We start from the raw sequence: 18225 nt of genomic DNA, 5'->3' as shown, positions 1-18225 counted from the left end.
TTTCCTTTGTAAGCAAACTATTTCATTTTTCCGACAAACAAAACCTCATTGTCATCTTCTTTTAGCTGGCTCAGTAAATTCTCAATTTTTTGTTTTTCTTTTGATCTCAGGTCTCCTTTTTTTAATGACTTATCAAGTTCTTCCATCAACTGCATGGCATTAATGGAAGAAATAAACATTCCGTTATTGCTCATATAAAATTTGTTGATTTTGTAACCGCCCAAAAAGTCATTTTTAATCCGAAAAAAATCAGACTTCAGGGTTTTCTTGTCAACCAAAACTTTTGCGCCTTTGTATTTTTTTCCAAAAATCTGGGTACAGTAATGGCTTTTCCATTCATATGTCCAGGTTCCTTGTTTCTCTCCTGTAAAAAATGCGACGAATTGAGGAATCATTCTGTTTGTTTCAATATCGTAATGGTAAAGTGTATCAGGCAAGTCGCTTCCGTAAGATAGTTTAAAATAATCAAAAGCATCGGCATTTCGGCTCGACGAAAGCTCGCTGTTAAAACCAACAAACTGCCCCTGAGCGTTCCGCGGATTAGTGATCAGATTTTTGGGTTCAAAACATTCTTTTATTAATTTTCCGTCTATCGTTTGCTGACAGGCAATCGGGATTGGCTCACCCTCAAATGGCATGGACAATACTGTTACGGTGTTGTTTGTTACATAGGCATGAAATTTAGTTTGTGGATATACCAATGGAATATCCGGTAAATTTTCGCCATCCAGCGAATAGGCAAACAGCTTTGTTGCCCGCGCAAACGGAGTTAAATAAATTCTTTTTGCATCTTCATCCAATTGGATTCCGTAAAGTGAATTAAACTCACCCGGCCCTCTGCCTATTTTGCCAATGTCGCGGATAAACTTCCCTTCACGCGTAAACAGTTTTATTGGAAGACTCCCCCGACTGTGAATGGCAATATAATTTTCTGATATGCTAACATGATAAACACTTTCAAACAACGATTTTTCGTTGGTCTCAAGCAATATGATTTCGCATTCATTGATGATGTCACTTAAAGGCAGGTCAATGGTATCGGTAACTTCGCTAATGTTACAATCGACTACCTCGTTGCCGTTTACTTTTACAATTTTAGCGTGCGAGCCTTTTTGTTTGTTTCCGCAACCGACAATAAAGGCAACCATTATAAAGGCGATAATGAGATTAAAGATGTTTCTTTTCATGCTTGTTTTTTTTGTTAATTGAATTTTGGGCAGACTTTAAATGCAGCCTTATACCTATGTCGGAGAAACAGTTATTTTGTGACAATGAATGAGATTTAGTTACCACGACGTAATTATCCGCATTCCTGTACCTGTAATTGTCATACATTCCCGAGATATTCCAAGCAGGAAATTCGCCTCATAAATCTATAAATCAAACTTATACTATTCAAAAAGAAAGGAAAAAAGGGAAAGTCTTTACAAATTAGTTGTTTATTTAAAGTACTATTTTCAGCTATTCAAATAACTTAACAACTAAACCAAATTTGTGCAACTCTGGCTTAATTTTTGAAAAAAACGTTTGAATTTGTCACAAATCATCACCTTTGAAAGACATCATATTATTAAAAGAGTTGGTCGACCTTGAAATCGTTTGAAAAGATATATGAACAAAACTATTCCATGATGTACCGCGTGGCGGCAAAAATGATTGGAGATGAAGACGCTGTGCGGGATATCGTACAGGAGGTTTTTGTCTGTTTGTATGAAAAAGGAAAAAGTACCGATGAAATAAACAACCATTCAGCATGGCTGTACAAAGCAACCTATTTTAAAAGTATTGATTATCTGAAAGCAAATAAGCGGTTTAGCAAGCTGGAAACAGTTGAAAACAGAACCTGTCAGGAAGAATCGTATGAGCAGAAAGAAGTAAAAAAAATAATACGAAATGCGCTAAATAAACTGGATCCCGGAAACCGTTTTTTAGTGGTTTTATACAGCGAAGGCCTCTCCTACAAGGAAATAGCCGAGATAACTGAAATAAACTTTGCATCGGTAGGAAAAACGTTATCAAGGGCGTTAAAAAAAATGGAAAAAGAATTAAAGGTGGAATATTATGAACTGTTTTAACGAAGATATTCTTCAAAAATATGTGGATGGTGAATGCACTGCGGAAGAAAGCAGAAAAATAGAAATTCATACCGGAAATTGTGCAGAGTGCAGAAACACAGTTGCTTTGTTCAAAAGACGTTCGGAAAATATAAAAAAACAAATTAATGCTTTGGTTGGAGACGTTCCTGAAATGCCGGGAATATCAACACTTATAAAAGAAAAAAAGCCGGTAATCCCAATCCGAAAAAAACTGGTTTACGGAATGGCTGCAGCAAGCGTCATGCTTATAATCGTATTGCTGCTTGAAAAGCCTTTTTCCAGTCCGGACAAAGAAACAATAATGTACTACAATATCGATTATGAAATAGATGCCAATAAGCCTTTAACAGAGCAGGAAATGGTTTTGTATATTACCGATGAGAATGGCTTTGGTTTAAATAATGATTCAAACTAAAAAGCAGTAAAATGAAAAAAATACTTTTTGTAATAATGATAACATGTTCAGGATTTTGGGCACACGGACAAAACCTTTTGGATATTTACAAAGGTGGAACGGTAGTTCTAACACCCGATACGGAATATGCTCAAAATAACAACTGGGATACCGTTTTTAAGTCATACTACGATACGCTTTACGGTGCCCCTATGGGTAACCGGAAATCGCTGGTGCTGATGCCCGATGGTTCAGTTGTGGTAAATCATCAATACCGGAATTTTTACAGTAAATTTTCACCAAATGGTACGTTTCTAAATGAATTTGGCATTACGGGCAACAATGGAAAAAAATTTAAAAAGACGCAGCGCATTTCGGGCGTAATTAACAACAATACGTTTTTTACAGGGCTAAACAACCTGGGCGATATGTTTTGTTTTGATTTTGACGGGAACTACAAAAAAACATTAAAACTGGATTATATGACCTGGCAACAACTTCCACTACCCAACGGGAAAATTGCTGTGGTTGGCTGGGTTATCTGGAAAACTAAATTCCGCGATTTTGTTGCCCTTGTGGATTACGAAACCAACGACAAAAAAATAATATGGGAGCATTTTACTTCGAGAGACGAATTTGGCGTACACACCCAACTTTTTAATTACACGTATGAATTTAAAGTTCAAGGTGCTATCGGATGCACCACCATGCCATTTTCTAAAGCTTCAGGAATAAAAGCCCGTCCGAAACTGGCGTGTGTGAACGACCAGTTGGTTCTGGCGAATCCAACTTCGGGCGAAATTAGTATTTATGATTTGGATGGAAACCTGGTTTCAAAAAAGCAGATGGATTTGAGCAGGGGGCAGATATCGGTAGAAGAACAAAAGGAAATTCAACAAAAAGCCATTGAACGTTACAAAAACATGAATCCGTTGCGTTTTGAAGGTTTTGCAGGAAAAGTTAGCGCCGAAGAAAGCCGAAAAGCACATAACTACCTGGTAAAAACCATGGAAGCTGATTTGAGAAAAATAACAGATCCCATTTCCAAACCCTACTTTTCTACTTTACTCCAGGACTCCGATGGTAATATTTTGTTCTTCGATTTCGCGAACGAGCAAGGAGCCAATAAATTCAACGTTTGGATATACAAGAATGGCGGCCAGTTTGTTTGCGAGAGCAGTTTTGTTTGCGACAACTACGAACTTCAGATCAATCCCGAAAAAATGGTTTTCCGCGACGGGTATTTATACGGGCTTCAGGAATTAAAAGATGCCTCGGGAGTGCCGCTGCGTTTGGTACGATTTTCCATAAAAAATCGCTAGAAGAATGAAAATCTGAAGGATGGCATCTCTTTAAAGGGATGCTATCTTTTATTTCTATTTTGCTTAAAATTTAGGTTTTGAAAATATTACAACCGGATTTTCATCAACTTTCATCGCAATTATCTTTTTGAACTCGTTGATGATAGATTCATCAATTTTCCCTTTGGCATAATCTAACCGAAATTTATAATTTACTTCCGACCGGATAAAATATGGATAAAAGGCACTGATAAATCTATCTCCATGAATGTTTCTGAGTGCAACCTGCACAAACAGGTCGTGAAGGTTTTTATGCATATATTTTTTAATTTCTTTTGTCTTTGTGTTGATATAAATCGAATATGTTCTATGGTTAAAAATAACCTCAAGGTAAATCCAGTCCCCCATTTCCAAAAATGTTGTAATTGAATGCACATAGTTTAAACTTTCCTTAAATACATTAAACTCCTTTTGTGTATTTAAAGTCGAAACATAATTCGGCGGCGCGCTATTTGAAAGAAAATCAAAACAATATTTTGTTTTTAATCCTTGAGAAGAATAGGAATAAATACTATAATCAAAAGATGTTAAATATCTAACACCTGAGTTAGTTTTCACAAAATTATTTCTGTTTTGATAATTGAAGTTGGATTTCTTTTCGGGAAGGAGTAAATATTTCTCCTTTATTTCTCCGTCCAAATCTAAAACTGCTAACGAATGTTTCATATTATCATACTCTGCAATATTATGAACCAACAATAAGTTCTCAAAATTAGCTATCGAGGTTCCATAAATATCTATTTTAATTCTTTTTACAAATTCGCCTTTACTGTTAAATATTTTTATTGATTTACCCTGGGTAAGTACGTAGATATAATCTTTGGAATTATCATATGAAATGTCAGATGCAATATTTAGTTCATGTGGTCCATTGCCTTTCTTAGCTATGGTTCTGATAAATTTCCCTTCATTTGAAAACAAAATAATTTTTTGGCTCCGCTCATCAAATACAATGAGTTCATCGTTATCAGTTATACACAAGCGGCTAATTGAATGAATTAAAGCCTCAGGGATTGTTTCCAGGAAAACAAATTTTTCAAAAGAAAGAATATCGTTCAGCGAGTTAATATTTTTACTCTTTAAATCAATCTCGTAATTTTCAACTTCAGAAAATTCGTTTTTCTCTCTGTTGGTTTTTGACTGACAAGAAACAAATACAATAACTAAAAAAAATAATGTTGATTTTAGATAGGTAGTAAGGGAACTCATTTCTAAATTTTCCAATAAACTTACAAAAACCATACCCGAAAGCTTATTTATTCTTTCAGTTTAGCAATCATTACCACCGGGTTATCTGTTTCTTTTATGTTTTTTAATTTTTGAAATTCTTCTGGCAATTCTGCCGATTTATCCGGGTTTTCGTCGAACCAGAGTTTTACTTCATAAGCATCATAATAACCTACTATTTCATTGTTTTGGTTGGAAGAGACAAATCTGAACGGGATAAAATTATTGATGTCATTTTCAAATCCTCCGATGCTGTTGGAGACTTTGGTAATTTGACTTTTTTTATCAAAATATCCGTAATAATATTCGCTTTCAAAATTTTCTTTCGGTTTTCGTATTTTAAAAAAAAGATAACGGTTTGATTCAAAAATATTTTCAATGGGTAAAAAGGGTACTTCTCCTTTGCTTTTTGTATAATCGGTTGCGTTTGTTGTTGACGTTTCGCCTGAGTTAAGAACAAATTTGGGTAGTAAAGTATCCATAGAAACAGTATAAACAGTATCGGTAAAACGTTCATAAAAATGCAACTGATTATCAAGCTGATAATATTTTGCATTCCAGCCGTAAACAGAAATCCCGTCACGTTTAATGTCATAGTCAAAATGGTTGTACTGCGGAAAAATTTTTATCCGGTGGTTATTTTCATTAAAAACGATCAGTTTTGCTTCCTGTTTTCCATCGATATTCCAAACATAACCTACAAAACAGGTGTCATTTAAGGGGGCAATTGAAGTAACTATTTCTCCAAATACATTGTCCATAATATCCCCTTCTTTGTCGATTGAATATGCGGTTACCTTATCGGAAAAACTGCCGTCAGCAGAATAGCGGTAATAACTTTTCGGATCCCAACCACTGGTATAAACCAGCTTTTTTTCCTCATCAAAAGGAAACGTTTGTACCACTTTATTATACCCGCCGGGATCGTTTCCATAGTGCCCAATTTCGCGAAGAAATCTGCCGCTGGTCCTGTCAAACACATAAATCTGGTTTTTGGCAAAAGCAATAATTTCGTTTCCGTTCAGATAAAAATCCGGATTCTGTGCCAGTAGGTATTTTTTATCTGAATCCAGAGGCACGTATTCGATTTTTCCTTCAGCTATTTCACTTATGTTTACGTTCACATCCTGACCAAACGCTTCACTTATTCCAACGTTATAAAGTACATTATCCTGTTTTTTCTCTTCCGGAGAACAACCAATCATAAATAGTAGTAAGACAAAAATGAAATGATGAAATTGTTTTTTTATGTTTTTCACTCCTGATTTTATCGTTTTTTGCTTCATGGAAATATAAATTGAGGTAAACAAAAGATTTATGACGATAAACTTACAACTGATTTTTCAGTTATGCAACTACCTTATACGTTAACAAGTCATAAAAAAGCTTTTTTATAAAGCCGCCCTCTGTTCTGTTTATTCTTTCAGTTTCACCAGCATCAAAACTGGGTTATTGTTTTCATCCAAATCAGAGCTTGTCTTTTTTAAATTTGATTCGGTTTTTCCTTTGCCTTTTAAAAACTCTTTAAATTCCATTGCGGTGTAGCTTGTGATTAAAAAACTATCATTTATACCTACTTTGGGGAATACCGGAAGGCCGTTATACAAGTCATCCTGAAAACCAAACAAATCAAAATCAGAATCGAACAAATTGTAAAATGTATTTTCCCGTTTATCGAAAACACCTGCTTTTCGCTGCTCCTGATGCCCGTAATAAATAAAAAGATAATCTTCGGTTTCGCTTAATCCAAGCAAACCAATTTTTTCAAAACTATCCGGATTTGACCTGTTTGTTCCTACATTATTTTTTACCTGAACTTCAACATCATCTGCATCGTTATATTTCTCGTACTTGCCATAATCGAGATAGTAAACCGGGCTGACTTTCCCCTTTTCATCGATTTCATATATTATATTCTCGTGTGGATTTTTGTAGCGTGTCTTTCCTTTAAACCGATAAAAAACAGGGGGATAAATTATTAAACCATAACGTTTTCCGGACTCTTTTTTAAACCGCTTTTTTTGAATTGTTTTGGCATCGCTGGTTAAAATATAAAAATCATGCCAGGGTTCCTTTTCATAAGTAAATCCCATGTTATAAACTGCAAAATTATCATCCGTGATCCATTCCATCTTTCCGGGCAAAAAGTTAATTTTTTCTTCCTTTACAAAATTTCCGTCAAAATCATATTTTATCATTCGTTTGCTGTTCATATCAAAAATAATCAGATTGCGGTTTATTTTGTCGATTAAAAAAGATTGAAATGCCGGCGCATATTCACCGGGTCCCCTTCCCTTTTTTCCAATCCGGTTTAAAAACTTGCCGTTTAAATCGTACCTGAATATATAATTGTAGTCGCTTACAAAAAGGGTTTCTTCAAAAATTTCAATTTTTGAAATATCAGTATCGAACAAACAATTTCTGTTGGTTTCCAACGGTATAAAACGGATACTTTCGGCAATTTTGCTTACCGGTATTTTTTCTGATTTGCCGATGTTTTGCCCCATGGGAATACGGATGGCTTCCTGTGCATTTATCAAAACAGAGAAGCCGATGAATAAAGTGATAAAGATTTTGATTTTTTTCATTTTGTGTTTGTTTTAATGGATAATATCGCTCAGTGGACATCACCGGTAACAGATTAAGATTTTTCTTTCATAAGCACCACAACAGGATTATCTTCCACGTTTATAATACTTTGCAGATTAAGTAATTTTGATTTAATAGTTGCTGATTTAATATTTAGTTTGTTAATATCTAAAGCGGCCAAATGAACCGGTTGCAAAAACGCAACAAATTCTCCCGGAACATTTGAATGATTAGGGAGTAAAGTATTGGGCCATAAAAAAGAACAAGTTTCAATCTTTTCGGTTTCGCCGTATTTTGTCTGTATCTGATAAAATTCACCCGTTTTTTTATTATAAACAGCATCGCGCCAGTCGGTACCATAAAAATAAGAAAGAAGCAAATAATCGCTTGTTTCATTAATCGAGATAATTTCAATCATCCCGGGAGCTGCACCAAACGTTAGTCTTCCATCCGGAATATTTCTTTTTTTTCCTGGTGAGAGTTCAAAAACTTTTTCACTTTTGTTTGGACTCAAAACCTTATAGACAAAATCGCAATACGTTGATTTATAAAAAAGATTATTGTTGAAATGCCAGAATATAAATGGCCATTGTGATGTTTTGTATTCTTTTGAGCTGGGCTCCAGGGAAAACTGATGTATTCGCTTCCCTGAAAAATCAAACGATGTTAATTCATAATAAGGAGCTTTTTTATTGTGCAGGGGGAATGTTTGCGCAACCAAAAAGCAGGTATCATTTAGTAGTTCACACTCTCTGATATGAGGTTGGCCTTCCAAAAAAATATCGCTGGCATTTTTTCCGTCTGTACTGTACTCTACAACTTTAAAACAACCAATATCAAAAACATAAACAGAATTATTCCAACAGCGAATATCCAGAGGCAGCGCAACACAAAACTCTCCTGGCCCCCGTCCGAGTTTTCCTATTTTTCGCAGAAACTTTCCTTTTCGGTCGAATATCAGAATTCCCTGCTGGTCTTTACTAAACAGGTAAATCTCATCTTTGGTAACTACTGTTCTTCCTATTCCTGTTAAACATTCAGGCTTTGTTTCCAAAGGCACAAAGTCAATCAGTTTAAAAATATCGGTTGTATTTTTAGAGGCTTTTGCCTTTAGCATTTTTGTAAGATCGAGTTTTAATAGCTCTCCTGAATTTTGAGTATCTACGTGAGAAAAAGCAAAAAGCGCTGCAATAACGACATAAATAATTGAAGCTTTCATGACATCATTCTTTTAATTTTACCAATACCAACACCGGGTTATCATCCGGTTGAAGACGGTGAAGCAGCTTTTTAATTTTGGGGTTATTTGTATCAATACCTTCTTCAAAAAACTGGTAAGCATCGTTATGCGAAATCAATGTACCATTTTGAATGGAATTGGGCGCATTAAGCAGGATACGAAAAGGAACCGATGTAATGTCGTTTTTAAAATTTGCCCACATATTTTCCAATTTAAAATACTCCGAACAATAAGTTTCTTTTTTGCTTTTATCGTAAAAGAAAGTTCCCTTGCTTGTAACAATAAAAATAAAACGACTGTTTTCAGCCATCCTACTAATTTCAATAACGTTTTCTTCTCCTGTGTTTTTCCCTCCTAAAATCGATTTATCTTCCGAGTTACGGTATTCAAATTTACCTTTATCGAGTACTGCATAAGCTTCCAAAAGATTGGGATTTTTTACACGGTAGATAGTATCACTCCAAAAATCGCTGAGATAAGTTTCACCTTCATAATTATACATAGAAGGATTACAAACACAAAACGGGATTTTACCCTGTTTCTCGCAGGCAACTTTTGAAATATGTTTTTTATTCTTTTCGGAAAAGAAATTTAAACTAAAACGCTCTCCCGGTTTTGCATTCTGATAGGATGTATTTCCCATTAAAATTTGTCCGGGTTGCAGCATTACGTTTTGCATTCCCAGTGTCTTTTCAAAATTGTATTTTTCCAGAAAATTTCCTTCAAAATCGAATTTCACTAGTTTATACCAGTCAACCGCATAAACCCATCGATTTGCAGTGTCAACCACACAGGTAATTAATTTGGTAAACTCTTTAGGGCCTTTCCCAATGCTCCCGATAACATTCAGAAATTTTCCCTGGCGGTTAAAATGGTAACATAAACCTTCATAAACGCCAACAATTATATCTTTTGAAGTAACAGTTACATCAACTATGTTGGCAAGCAAACATTCGTTGTTCGTTTCCAGAGGCAGGTACTCAACACTTTCGGCAACAGCGCTTAAGGGATAAATTTTTGACTTTTCGTAAGCTGAATACAAATCGATATTTATAATCTTTTCGGAGGGTAACTTTTTTGCCACAGGAACCTTTTGCGCAACTGCCGGAAACGGGAATAAAAACAAGACCAGAAATACAGGCAGAAATGTAAACTTTGCTATTTTTTTCATGGTAAAGGAATTCAGGTTAGCAACCATTTAACAGGATAAACTTACAACTGATTTTTCAGTTATGCAACTATTTCTTCAGTTATTAAATCGTAAACTACTCAGAACTACATTAGTTTCTCTTTCTCCATCAGTTGTTAAAAAATTTCTGTCTGCGATAAACCAGAGATTATTTTAGAAAACAAAGCACCGGATTAGAAGCTTCGTTGACATTTTTAAGATTTTTATATTTTATCCCGACGCTTTTTTTGTTTTTCAATATATCAACAAGGGCAGCCAGACAGACTAATTCGTCATTGCTTTCAGCCATGGGAGTAATTCTTATCTCATTTATAAAAAGTCCCTTTTTCGACGGGTCTTTTTCTGCGTACGGAAATACAAGTTCTTTCCCGTCCCAAAAAAGGGGACAAATTTCTTTCCCTATCAATCCGTTTTGAAGATTAAAACAGGTATACTTTTTACCTATCAGAATTTTGTCCAGCCGGTAGAGATTTTTCCATTTTTCCATTGCCGACATATCAAAATCTTCTTCCTGAAAAGCGTATTTACCTAAATCGAAACCATAAACACTGTCTTTTTCCAGCTTAGCGTTTATGGAGTAAATAACATCTCCCATTTCTTCTTTGTAATACATTGTTCCCTCTTTTTGCGAAATACTGTTAAAAAATGATAATCCGCTGTGCCTTATTTTTGTTGTAGTAAACGTTTTAAGCGAAGTCCCGTCGGGGGCAACAACTTTAACTGCTTCGGCAGATGTTACACTGGCCGGTTGTGCGTTATCCGGCAAAATGTAAAAAATCCGGCCTGTGTCATCTACATCCATAACCTGCTCATTGGTTTCTGATTTTAATGTTTTTACAAATTGTCCGTCGGTGGTATAATAAACCAATTTCCCCAGCGAATTTACAATTACAAAGTCGTTTTTTTTGTCGATTGCAAAATCCGCGATGATACCGTATTCCTCCGGACCTTTCCCTATGGCTCCAATACGGTTAACAAAACTGCCCTGAGAATCGAATCGCAACAAATTCCCCGCATCATCATACAAATAGTAAAACCCGTTGTGGGCTACAATTTTAAGCACCTCTCCCATCAATGCTTTTTCACTTGTTTCAAGAGGTATAAACACTACATTTTCAAACATTGAGTTCACCTCTGCAGCCTTACTTTGCGCGATGGCTTTTTCAACGGGAAGTATTGTAAACGATTTGGAATTTCCGGTTTTACTTTTTTCAGAACAGGAAACAAAAGATAAAGAAAAAAGGGCGAGCACAAGAATTTGTTTTTGGTTCATTTTCAGTAGTTTTTACTATTGTCAGCAGTTTAGATTCTAGTGATTTTCAGAAACCAACGATTACAGTCGTTATCTTTTGTCAAGAAGTAATCATTGGAAAAATTAGCCAAAACCTCACAAAAATTCTGCCATAAAACGAACTTTTGTGCGAGGAATAGTATTGGCCTGTTGTTCCGGCGTTTTTGTAGCACCCCGTGTTTTAGGGCTTTGGTTGCACTTTCTTTTTTGCGACAAAACACAAAAGCTCAAAAACTTACTTAACTTGAATATTTTCCTGCTGCCAAACAATTTTAATTGTTCCTCATTCAGACGCTAAAAGCGCTGAAAGGTATCTTCTCTGCTTACTGAAAACTTATTCTTTTAATTTCACCAGCATCAACACCGGGTTGTCATTTTCATTTAAACTATTTGCCAGCTGTTCGAGTTCTTTTTTCTTTTCTGGAAATTTAGGAGTGGAGTTTTTGAACTCTGTGGATTCTACCAACATTTTTAATTGAAAAGAATTTATCCATCCCAACAAAAATTCCTCTGAATCTGAATGATACGTTGAAACGGGAACGAATGCCGGGCCGTTATCAAAATCATTTAAATTAATTGTTTCTGCACCTAACATCGAACTGGCAATTTTATACATAATGTTTTTGTTTTTGTCAAACATCGTATAAACTCTTAATCTGTCTTTTATTAAAATGTAATCGAAAAAAAGGTATTTTTTTGTTCCCTGTACTGACAGCATTTGCCAGGATGATTTATTCCTGTAATTTTCTCCAGATGCCAAATCGTTTTCGGTTACCCTAAATTTGTCTTTAGCAAAAAGATAGGCCGGTTTGCACTTTTCATCGATACAAAAAATGGTGTCATTAAGTTGATTCCAGTAGAATAGGGATTTCCCATCATTAAAAATCGGATGAATAAGGTAGTCAACTCTAAGTTCGCCCACCTCAACAAAATTTTGTTTTTGGTTTGTTACATGGCCTTTTAAATCGGTTGCATACCATTCGTTTTTTAAACCTGAAAATCCAAAACCTTTAGGGAAAAAGAGCCGGTTTTCAAAAAATACAATATTTTTAAAATTCAAGCTATCCGGGGTTTCAAACGAACTTAGCAGTTCGCCTGCGAAGTTATACACAAAAACTTTTTTAAGGTTTACAAGAAATATTTCGCCTGTTGCAGGGTTTACCGTAAAATCGTCAACATAGACATATTCTCCGGGCCCTTTACCTTTTTTCCCTATCTGATTCCTGAATTTTCCATTGGTTCCAAACAGAAAAAGCCCATCATTATTCCGGATAAGATAACCTTCTTCTACTCTTTTTACATCTTTAATATCCGATAGTAAAACCGAATTATCAAGTTTTATATAACTCACTTCGTCGGCTAGTTCAGTAAGTGCTAATTCTCTGGTAACCATACTCTCAGGTGTGATAACCGGTATTTCCTTTGATTTGTTACATGCACTGATTAAAAACAAAAGAGAAAATGTACAAGTGTATAAGCTGATTTTCATAGGTTAAATATTTTAATTATTAATTTCATTTGAACCGGGTAATTTCAACAACCAAACGATATTTATCGTTACTCATTAAAATGCTTTCAGGTTTTAAAAACGCTGAAAGGTCTTTTCGCTGCCAACTGCGACTACTAATTAAAAACTTATTCTTTCAGTTTTGCAATCACTACAACAGGGTTATCATAGTCTTCCATATCACTGAGTTTTTGCAGTTCCAAAGGTAATTTTGAAGCGGCTTCTGGGTTCTCTTTGAACCACTTTAACACTTCTCTGGCTTCAGTAAAACCAACAAGCTCATTATTGTCGTTTAATGACTTGGGACAAAACATAAGAAAATTATCTACATCGTTTTGAAATCCTGAGACCACTTGTCCGGATATATTGGAAAGATAGCTTTGCCTGGTTGTCTTGTCCAGATATCCGTAATATTTTCGTTTCTTAAAAGAGAGTTCAAAAAACAATTGATTTTCGGCCTCCATAATATAGTATAGCTGATGATATTCCCAGGTTTTAAAAATTTCCCGCTGTTCATAAGAAGGGCTAAATTCTCCGGAGTTAAAAACAAACCTTGGGCTAAGTGTATTTTCGCTTATCTGGAAAATTGTATCATTAAGATATTCTTTGAAAAACAGGTTATTATTGAAATAATAAAACCAGCCTTCGTAACCTAACCTGCGATGGCTGCTTGTTTTTATCGCTTTTTGATAATTTGGAAATTCGGATGCGATTACGCTTTTTTCCTGATCATAAATACGTATGCGTAAAGGAGAATCGCCACTGTTATTGGCAAAAAAGGCAGCATAGTTTTTTCCGTTTAAACAAGTCACATAAGTAGTCCTGGGGTCAGTTTCAACACGCCCGACTACTTGTCCATTTATGTTAAACTCCAGCAATGAATATCTTCCCCCTGAGGTATTGATAACTATACCTCTTGAAGAATCCTTGTGAACATTATGCCTGGCAGACTGATATTCGTTAGGACCCCTGCCGATCTTACCTATCTCCCTGATGAACTTTCCGGTATTTCGGTCAAATACTGAGATTTTTCCAAAACCAGTGTTAATGACAAAGGAATCCAGTACGAATATTCGGTTTCCCGGTGCAATAATTGTTTTGGAATTACTTTCTAACCTTACATAAGTTAGATCCGAAACAATACTGCTTAGCTTCAGCGGAGACTTAATGTTTGGATCATCCCTCAAATCAACCGTATACAAATCAACCGCTTCGGTTTTCTGTTCGTTGTTTTTACAGGAAATGAGTAGTGACAGTAAAAACAATAAGGCAATAGTCAGTTTCATATTAAAATCAATTTTTTAGTTTCACCAACATCAACACCGGGTTATCATTTTCATCCAAACTGTTGGCGAGTTGTTCCAGTTTCTTTTTCTTTTCGGGGAATTTTGGGACAGAGTTTTTGAATTCGTTGGACGCAACGTGAGCTTTGAGTTCAAAGGTGTTTATCCAGGAAACAAGATACTCAGTGCCATCGACAGTTATGGTATTTTGTATTTTAAAGTTTGGGCCATTATCCAGATCATTAACCAGGCCTGTTCCGTTATCGATTAAATATTGATTTCCGTTTGATTTGTTTTGAATGAAAAAGTTGTCCTTTTTTTTCCATCTGTACTGATAAAAAAGATAGTTTTTTGATTCAAAGCAATTTTTTTGAATAATGAATTTACCCAAGTTCTTATAAAGATATTGTGGATCTTCCCTCAAATCAGGTATAAATTTCGCCTCACCCTGTTTTAGAATGTATTTGGGTATAAAGGTGCCGTTATCAAAAGAAAAAATAGTATCAGAATGAAGTTCCTTACAATGTATAATTCCGTTATATTGATAAAATATACATTCAGGGTGGAAATAAGTACCTTGTGTTGAAACAAATCTATACTTATTTTCATACTTATTTGTAATCTGGCCGTTTGCATCGAACAGAAGAAAGCTATACTCGTTTTGACCTTCTGGATTTTCGACGAACCCAAGAATCTGATTGTTGGAATAACCTATCGAAGACACCTTTTTGTTTTCAATAGTTATATTTTTCTTCCAGCTCCCTTCTAACGAAAATTCTTTGATGTCGTTAAGGATAAAAATATTTATTGTATTGTTGCTTTTATTGTACAAAAAATCAAAAATGTCTATGTATTCCGAAGGAGCTCCTCCTTTATGACTTATTTGGCAAATAAATTCTCCATCTTTTGAGAACCGGTATAGAGACCTTGTTGGCATAGTTGGTGGTGGCGGTGGAGCGTCCTTTTTAGGCTTTTCGTTGTTTGTGTTTGCGTTTGTTGATCCTAAAAAATATGCTCCCCCTTCATAAATCAACTTGTAAATTTGAGGTATTAGGCAATCCGCATTTGTTTCGAGCGGGATGTACCTTATTTCTGATCCCAGTTCCGATAAATTTGTTTCAGTGGGTTCAGTAATTGAGGTGAGATCAATAATATTATCTATTTCCTTTTTTTGTTTGCAGGAAAATAAAACAATAATCAGTGTGAGTAAAATGGATAGTTTTTTCATTTTGTTATTTAGTTAAGTTAATTATTTATGATATGTATTGTCAGATTTAATGTTTAAAGGTGTTTCAAATAACAAATACAATTTTGACCGTCTAAAAACTCAATTTATCCAACAAATAAATTCATTTACGAAACGACTCATTTTAATTTGTTACTGTTTTTTTAGTTGAATGTCCGTAATGCATCATAAATAGAACGTCACCCTGAGCTTGTTTCAGGGACTCATTGATAATACATTGATTATCAAAAAGGATTAGATGCTGAAACAAGTTCAGCATGACGAACAAAAGAGATATGACACAATACGAATATTCACTTTTTTAGTTTCCCAATAAATAAAACATCATTGTCATTTTCTTGTGTGTGGTCTAATATTTCCTTTAACTTTTGTTTCATTTGATTATCTATCTCATTTTCTTTCAAAATCTGAGTAATTTCATTTATCAGTTTAATTGCCGGTTTTGATGCAATATATCGTCCATTACGACACCCAAATAATCTATTTGTTATTCCGCCATAAAAGTCATTAACTATTTCATCACAAAAGACAGTTTCTAAATTTTCCCGATTAATGATTACATCCCAGCGCTCGTATTTATTACCCCCTTTTTTATAACGACCACTTGCATAGTAATAATTCGGGAACTCATATATAATCGGTTTAATACTATTTTGAATCGGCATAAAAACCAACTGAGGTTCCAAAATATTGTTGGTAACATTATAATGGAACAGCGTATCTTCAGATGCAATTTGAAAATCTAAACTATTGGTATTAAACGTTGAGATTATTTCATTATCAAAATTAGGTTTAGAAATTAAATTTTTAATAATCGGAAGGCGTTGTATTATTTTACCATCGAAAGATTGCTGATAAGCGATTGGTGTTTGGTCATCAAAAACCATCGAAATGACAGTTATGGTATCACTTTTAATTTGGACCTGAGCTTTTGGTGATTTATATAATAAAGTAATACTTTCAACAAAATTTCCTTCCAAATCAAAGTGATGTATTTTATCTACTCCGAATGCGGGAATTAGAAAAATACTATTACTTTCTTCTTCAATAATTATTTGGTTTGGGGTAAAGCCATACTCTCCCGGGCCGCGGCCAATTTTGCCAATATCCGTAATAAAGGTACCGTTTCGTTTGAATAATTTTACAGGTTCTCCTTCGCCTGCAACACATATAAAATTTTCAGAAACATCGTAGCGACGTAATTCAGGTAAAATATCCGGCGTTTTAAGATATACCAGTTCGCAATTGTCGATCAACTTACTAATTGGGAGTTTAACTTTTTTAGTTATTTTGCTTATATCGCAGACCACCACATCAAATGCTCCTGCTTTTTCTATTCCTGAATAATAGGCATTTGGGTCTTTTTTGAAAGTATTTTTCTTGCTATCACATGATTGTCCGAGAATTATTACAAATATCAAACTCAATTTTAGCAATTTCATAAATACTTTCAACGGGATCATTTCATTTCTTAAGATTTTAATCCATTTAATCTTTACTAATTTTTTCATTTTACAAAATTTCAATAATTCACTTTTTCAATTTTACAAGCATCAAAATTGGATTATCATTTTCATCCAAAGTATTGGCTAGTCTTTCCAGTTCTTTTTTCTTTTCCGGAAATTTTGGGGTGGTCATTTTAAATTCATCGGAAGCGACATAAATTTTAAGTTCGTAAGGCTGAATATATCCTGCCAGGTATTCTTTGCCGTTATCAGTAAAACAGGTTTCAGGACTAAAATCCATTCCGCCGTCAAAATTATTGGGGATCCCTCCTCTCTTTCCTCTTTCCCATTCGAAGGAGCTAACAGAGGTGTTATGTGTGTTTTTATCGATAAAAACATAGGCAAATTTTCCTTTGAAATTGTAGCGGCTTATTAAATATTTATTGGTTTCCCAAAAAACATGAGGAGAATAGAACTCCAAAAGTTTCTCGGGTAAATCGGGAGAAAAGGGCAAATCCTGATGTATTACCTTGTGTTCTCCCGGAGTGATAATATAGGAAGCACGATAACTAAAATCGGGGGCTATTTGGAAAATGGTATCGTTGTAATCTACCCAATACGAAATTTTATCCTGAAAAATAAAAGTCCCCGAACGCGGTCCCAAGCGTGTTTCGAATGGAGGGGTTGTGTTTGGTTTACTCGAAACGGTATTCCCAAAAGTATCGATAATCGACCATAAATACGGGCCACCTGCGCCACGTTTTTGAGCGGGCACAAATAATTTATTTTTATCCAAATATTCCAGTTGGGCAAATCTTTGATCCGTATTCTGAAATTTGAATTGACGAACATAATTACCCAATGTATCGAAAACAAGAACTGTATTTATTTTACCACTTATATAAATTCGGTTACCCGGTTCGTCAACCGCGAAATAATTACCGGACAAATATTCCCGGGGACCTCTGCCTACGCTTCCAATCTCAACCGGATTTTTGCCATTTTTATCGAACCTGAACAATTGAGGATGCCCGTTGCCTTCGCCACCACCGCTACTATTATAAATTATATAAACAGCATTGGCAGTAAGCCGTAAAACCTGAACAGACCCGATTTGCAATTTATTGGATAGCGGTATATATTTTATATCGCCAGCAAAATCAGCTAAGCTTAATTCCTTGTTTTCAAATTTACGGGGATCGATTTCTATGGATTGCGCGGGCACTTTTTCTGAAAGCTTACCCTCAGACTGTTCAGTATTATTTTTTATTGAATTTGACTGACATCCCGAAAAAATAATAACAAAAACAAAGCTAAAGAATTTTAAAACTGAAGTCGCATTTTGAGCCCTCATGAT

General features: G+C 35.0%; 15 protein-coding genes. 3 read left to right on the top strand and 12 right to left on the bottom strand.

Annotated features, from left to right (window positions below; translation table 11 throughout):
* Nucleotides 1–17: 17 nt before the first annotated feature.
* A complete protein-coding gene (locus tag GM418_RS26075; RefSeq protein ID WP_158870434.1) occupies nt 18–1187 on the bottom strand; it encodes a 6-bladed beta-propeller in 1170 nt (389 codons plus the stop codon).
* Nucleotides 1188–1589: 402 nt separating this feature from the next.
* Between GM418_RS26075 and GM418_RS26070 the strand changes: the two genes are divergently transcribed.
* Genes GM418_RS26070 through GM418_RS26060 form a run of 3 tightly spaced genes read left to right on the top strand, consistent with a single transcriptional unit; the run spans nt 1590 to nt 3812 of the window.
* Nucleotides 1590–2075, top strand: coding sequence for an RNA polymerase sigma factor (locus GM418_RS26070; RefSeq protein WP_158870432.1), 486 nt, complete (start codon nt 1590–1592; stop codon nt 2073–2075).
* Nucleotides 2062–2511 carry an anti-sigma factor family protein gene (locus GM418_RS26065; protein WP_158870430.1) on the top strand — a complete coding sequence of 150 codons (450 nt, stop codon included), beginning with the start codon at nt 2062–2064 and terminating at the stop codon, nt 2509–2511. Before GM418_RS26070 ends, GM418_RS26065 begins: the two co-directional genes overlap by 14 nt.
* An 11-nt stretch (nt 2512–2522) precedes the next feature.
* Complete coding sequence (locus GM418_RS26060) at nt 2523–3812, top strand: hypothetical protein (RefSeq protein WP_158870428.1); 1290 nt, start codon at nt 2523–2525, stop codon at nt 3810–3812.
* A 63-nt stretch (nt 3813–3875) separates the two neighbouring features.
* Here the strand turns inward: GM418_RS26060 and GM418_RS26055 are convergent, their stop codons facing one another.
* The 11 genes from GM418_RS26055 to GM418_RS26005 form a co-directional block, all read right to left on the bottom strand.
* Complete coding sequence (locus GM418_RS26055; RefSeq protein WP_158870426.1) at nt 3876–5060, bottom strand: 6-bladed beta-propeller; 1185 nt, start codon at nt 5058–5060, stop codon at nt 3876–3878.
* A 47-nt stretch (nt 5061–5107) separates the two neighbouring features.
* Nucleotides 5108–6364: a DUF4934 domain-containing protein gene (locus tag GM418_RS26050; protein WP_158870424.1), complete on the bottom strand. Its 1257-nt coding sequence runs from the start codon at nt 6362–6364 to the stop codon at nt 5108–5110.
* A gap of 129 nt (nt 6365–6493) precedes the next feature.
* Entirely contained in the window at nt 6494–7666 is a 1173-nt protein-coding gene (locus GM418_RS26045; protein WP_158870422.1) for a 6-bladed beta-propeller, read from the bottom strand.
* Between the two features lie 53 nt (nt 7667–7719).
* On the bottom strand, nt 7720–8886 hold the full coding sequence (locus tag GM418_RS26040; protein WP_158870420.1) for a 6-bladed beta-propeller: 1167 nt from the start codon (nt 8884–8886) through the stop codon (nt 7720–7722).
* 4 nt (nt 8887–8890) lie between these two features.
* Nucleotides 8891–10078, bottom strand: coding sequence for a 6-bladed beta-propeller (locus GM418_RS26035; RefSeq protein WP_158870418.1), 1188 nt, complete (start codon nt 10076–10078; stop codon nt 8891–8893).
* Nucleotides 10079–10244: 166 nt separating this feature from the next.
* Complete coding sequence (locus tag GM418_RS26030; RefSeq protein ID WP_158870416.1) at nt 10245–11369, bottom strand: 6-bladed beta-propeller; 1125 nt, start codon at nt 11367–11369, stop codon at nt 10245–10247.
* A gap of 352 nt (nt 11370–11721) precedes the next feature.
* Nucleotides 11722–12876: a 6-bladed beta-propeller gene (locus GM418_RS26025; RefSeq protein ID WP_158870414.1), complete on the bottom strand. Its 1155-nt coding sequence runs from the start codon at nt 12874–12876 to the stop codon at nt 11722–11724.
* A gap of 146 nt (nt 12877–13022) precedes the next feature.
* Nucleotides 13023–14180, bottom strand: a complete 1158-nt coding sequence (locus GM418_RS26020; RefSeq protein WP_158870412.1) for a 6-bladed beta-propeller — start codon at nt 14178–14180, stop codon at nt 13023–13025.
* A 7-nt stretch (nt 14181–14187) separates the two neighbouring features.
* A complete protein-coding gene (locus GM418_RS26015; protein ID WP_158870410.1) occupies nt 14188–15405 on the bottom strand; it encodes a 6-bladed beta-propeller in 1218 nt (405 codons plus the stop codon).
* A gap of 311 nt (nt 15406–15716) precedes the next feature.
* A complete protein-coding gene (locus tag GM418_RS26010; protein ID WP_158870408.1) occupies nt 15717–16934 on the bottom strand; it encodes a 6-bladed beta-propeller in 1218 nt (405 codons plus the stop codon).
* Between the two features lie 19 nt (nt 16935–16953).
* Entirely contained in the window at nt 16954–18222 is a 1269-nt protein-coding gene (locus tag GM418_RS26005) for a 6-bladed beta-propeller (protein ID WP_158870405.1), read from the bottom strand.
* Nucleotides 18223–18225: the final 3 nt, after the last annotated feature.

It is taken from the genome of Maribellus comscasis (assembly GCF_009762775.1).
Lineage (GTDB): Bacteria > Bacteroidota > Bacteroidia > Bacteroidales > Prolixibacteraceae > Draconibacterium > Draconibacterium comscasis.
The sequence above is the reverse complement of the archived record's forward strand: the minus strand, read 5'-3'. Positions and strand labels throughout refer to the sequence as shown.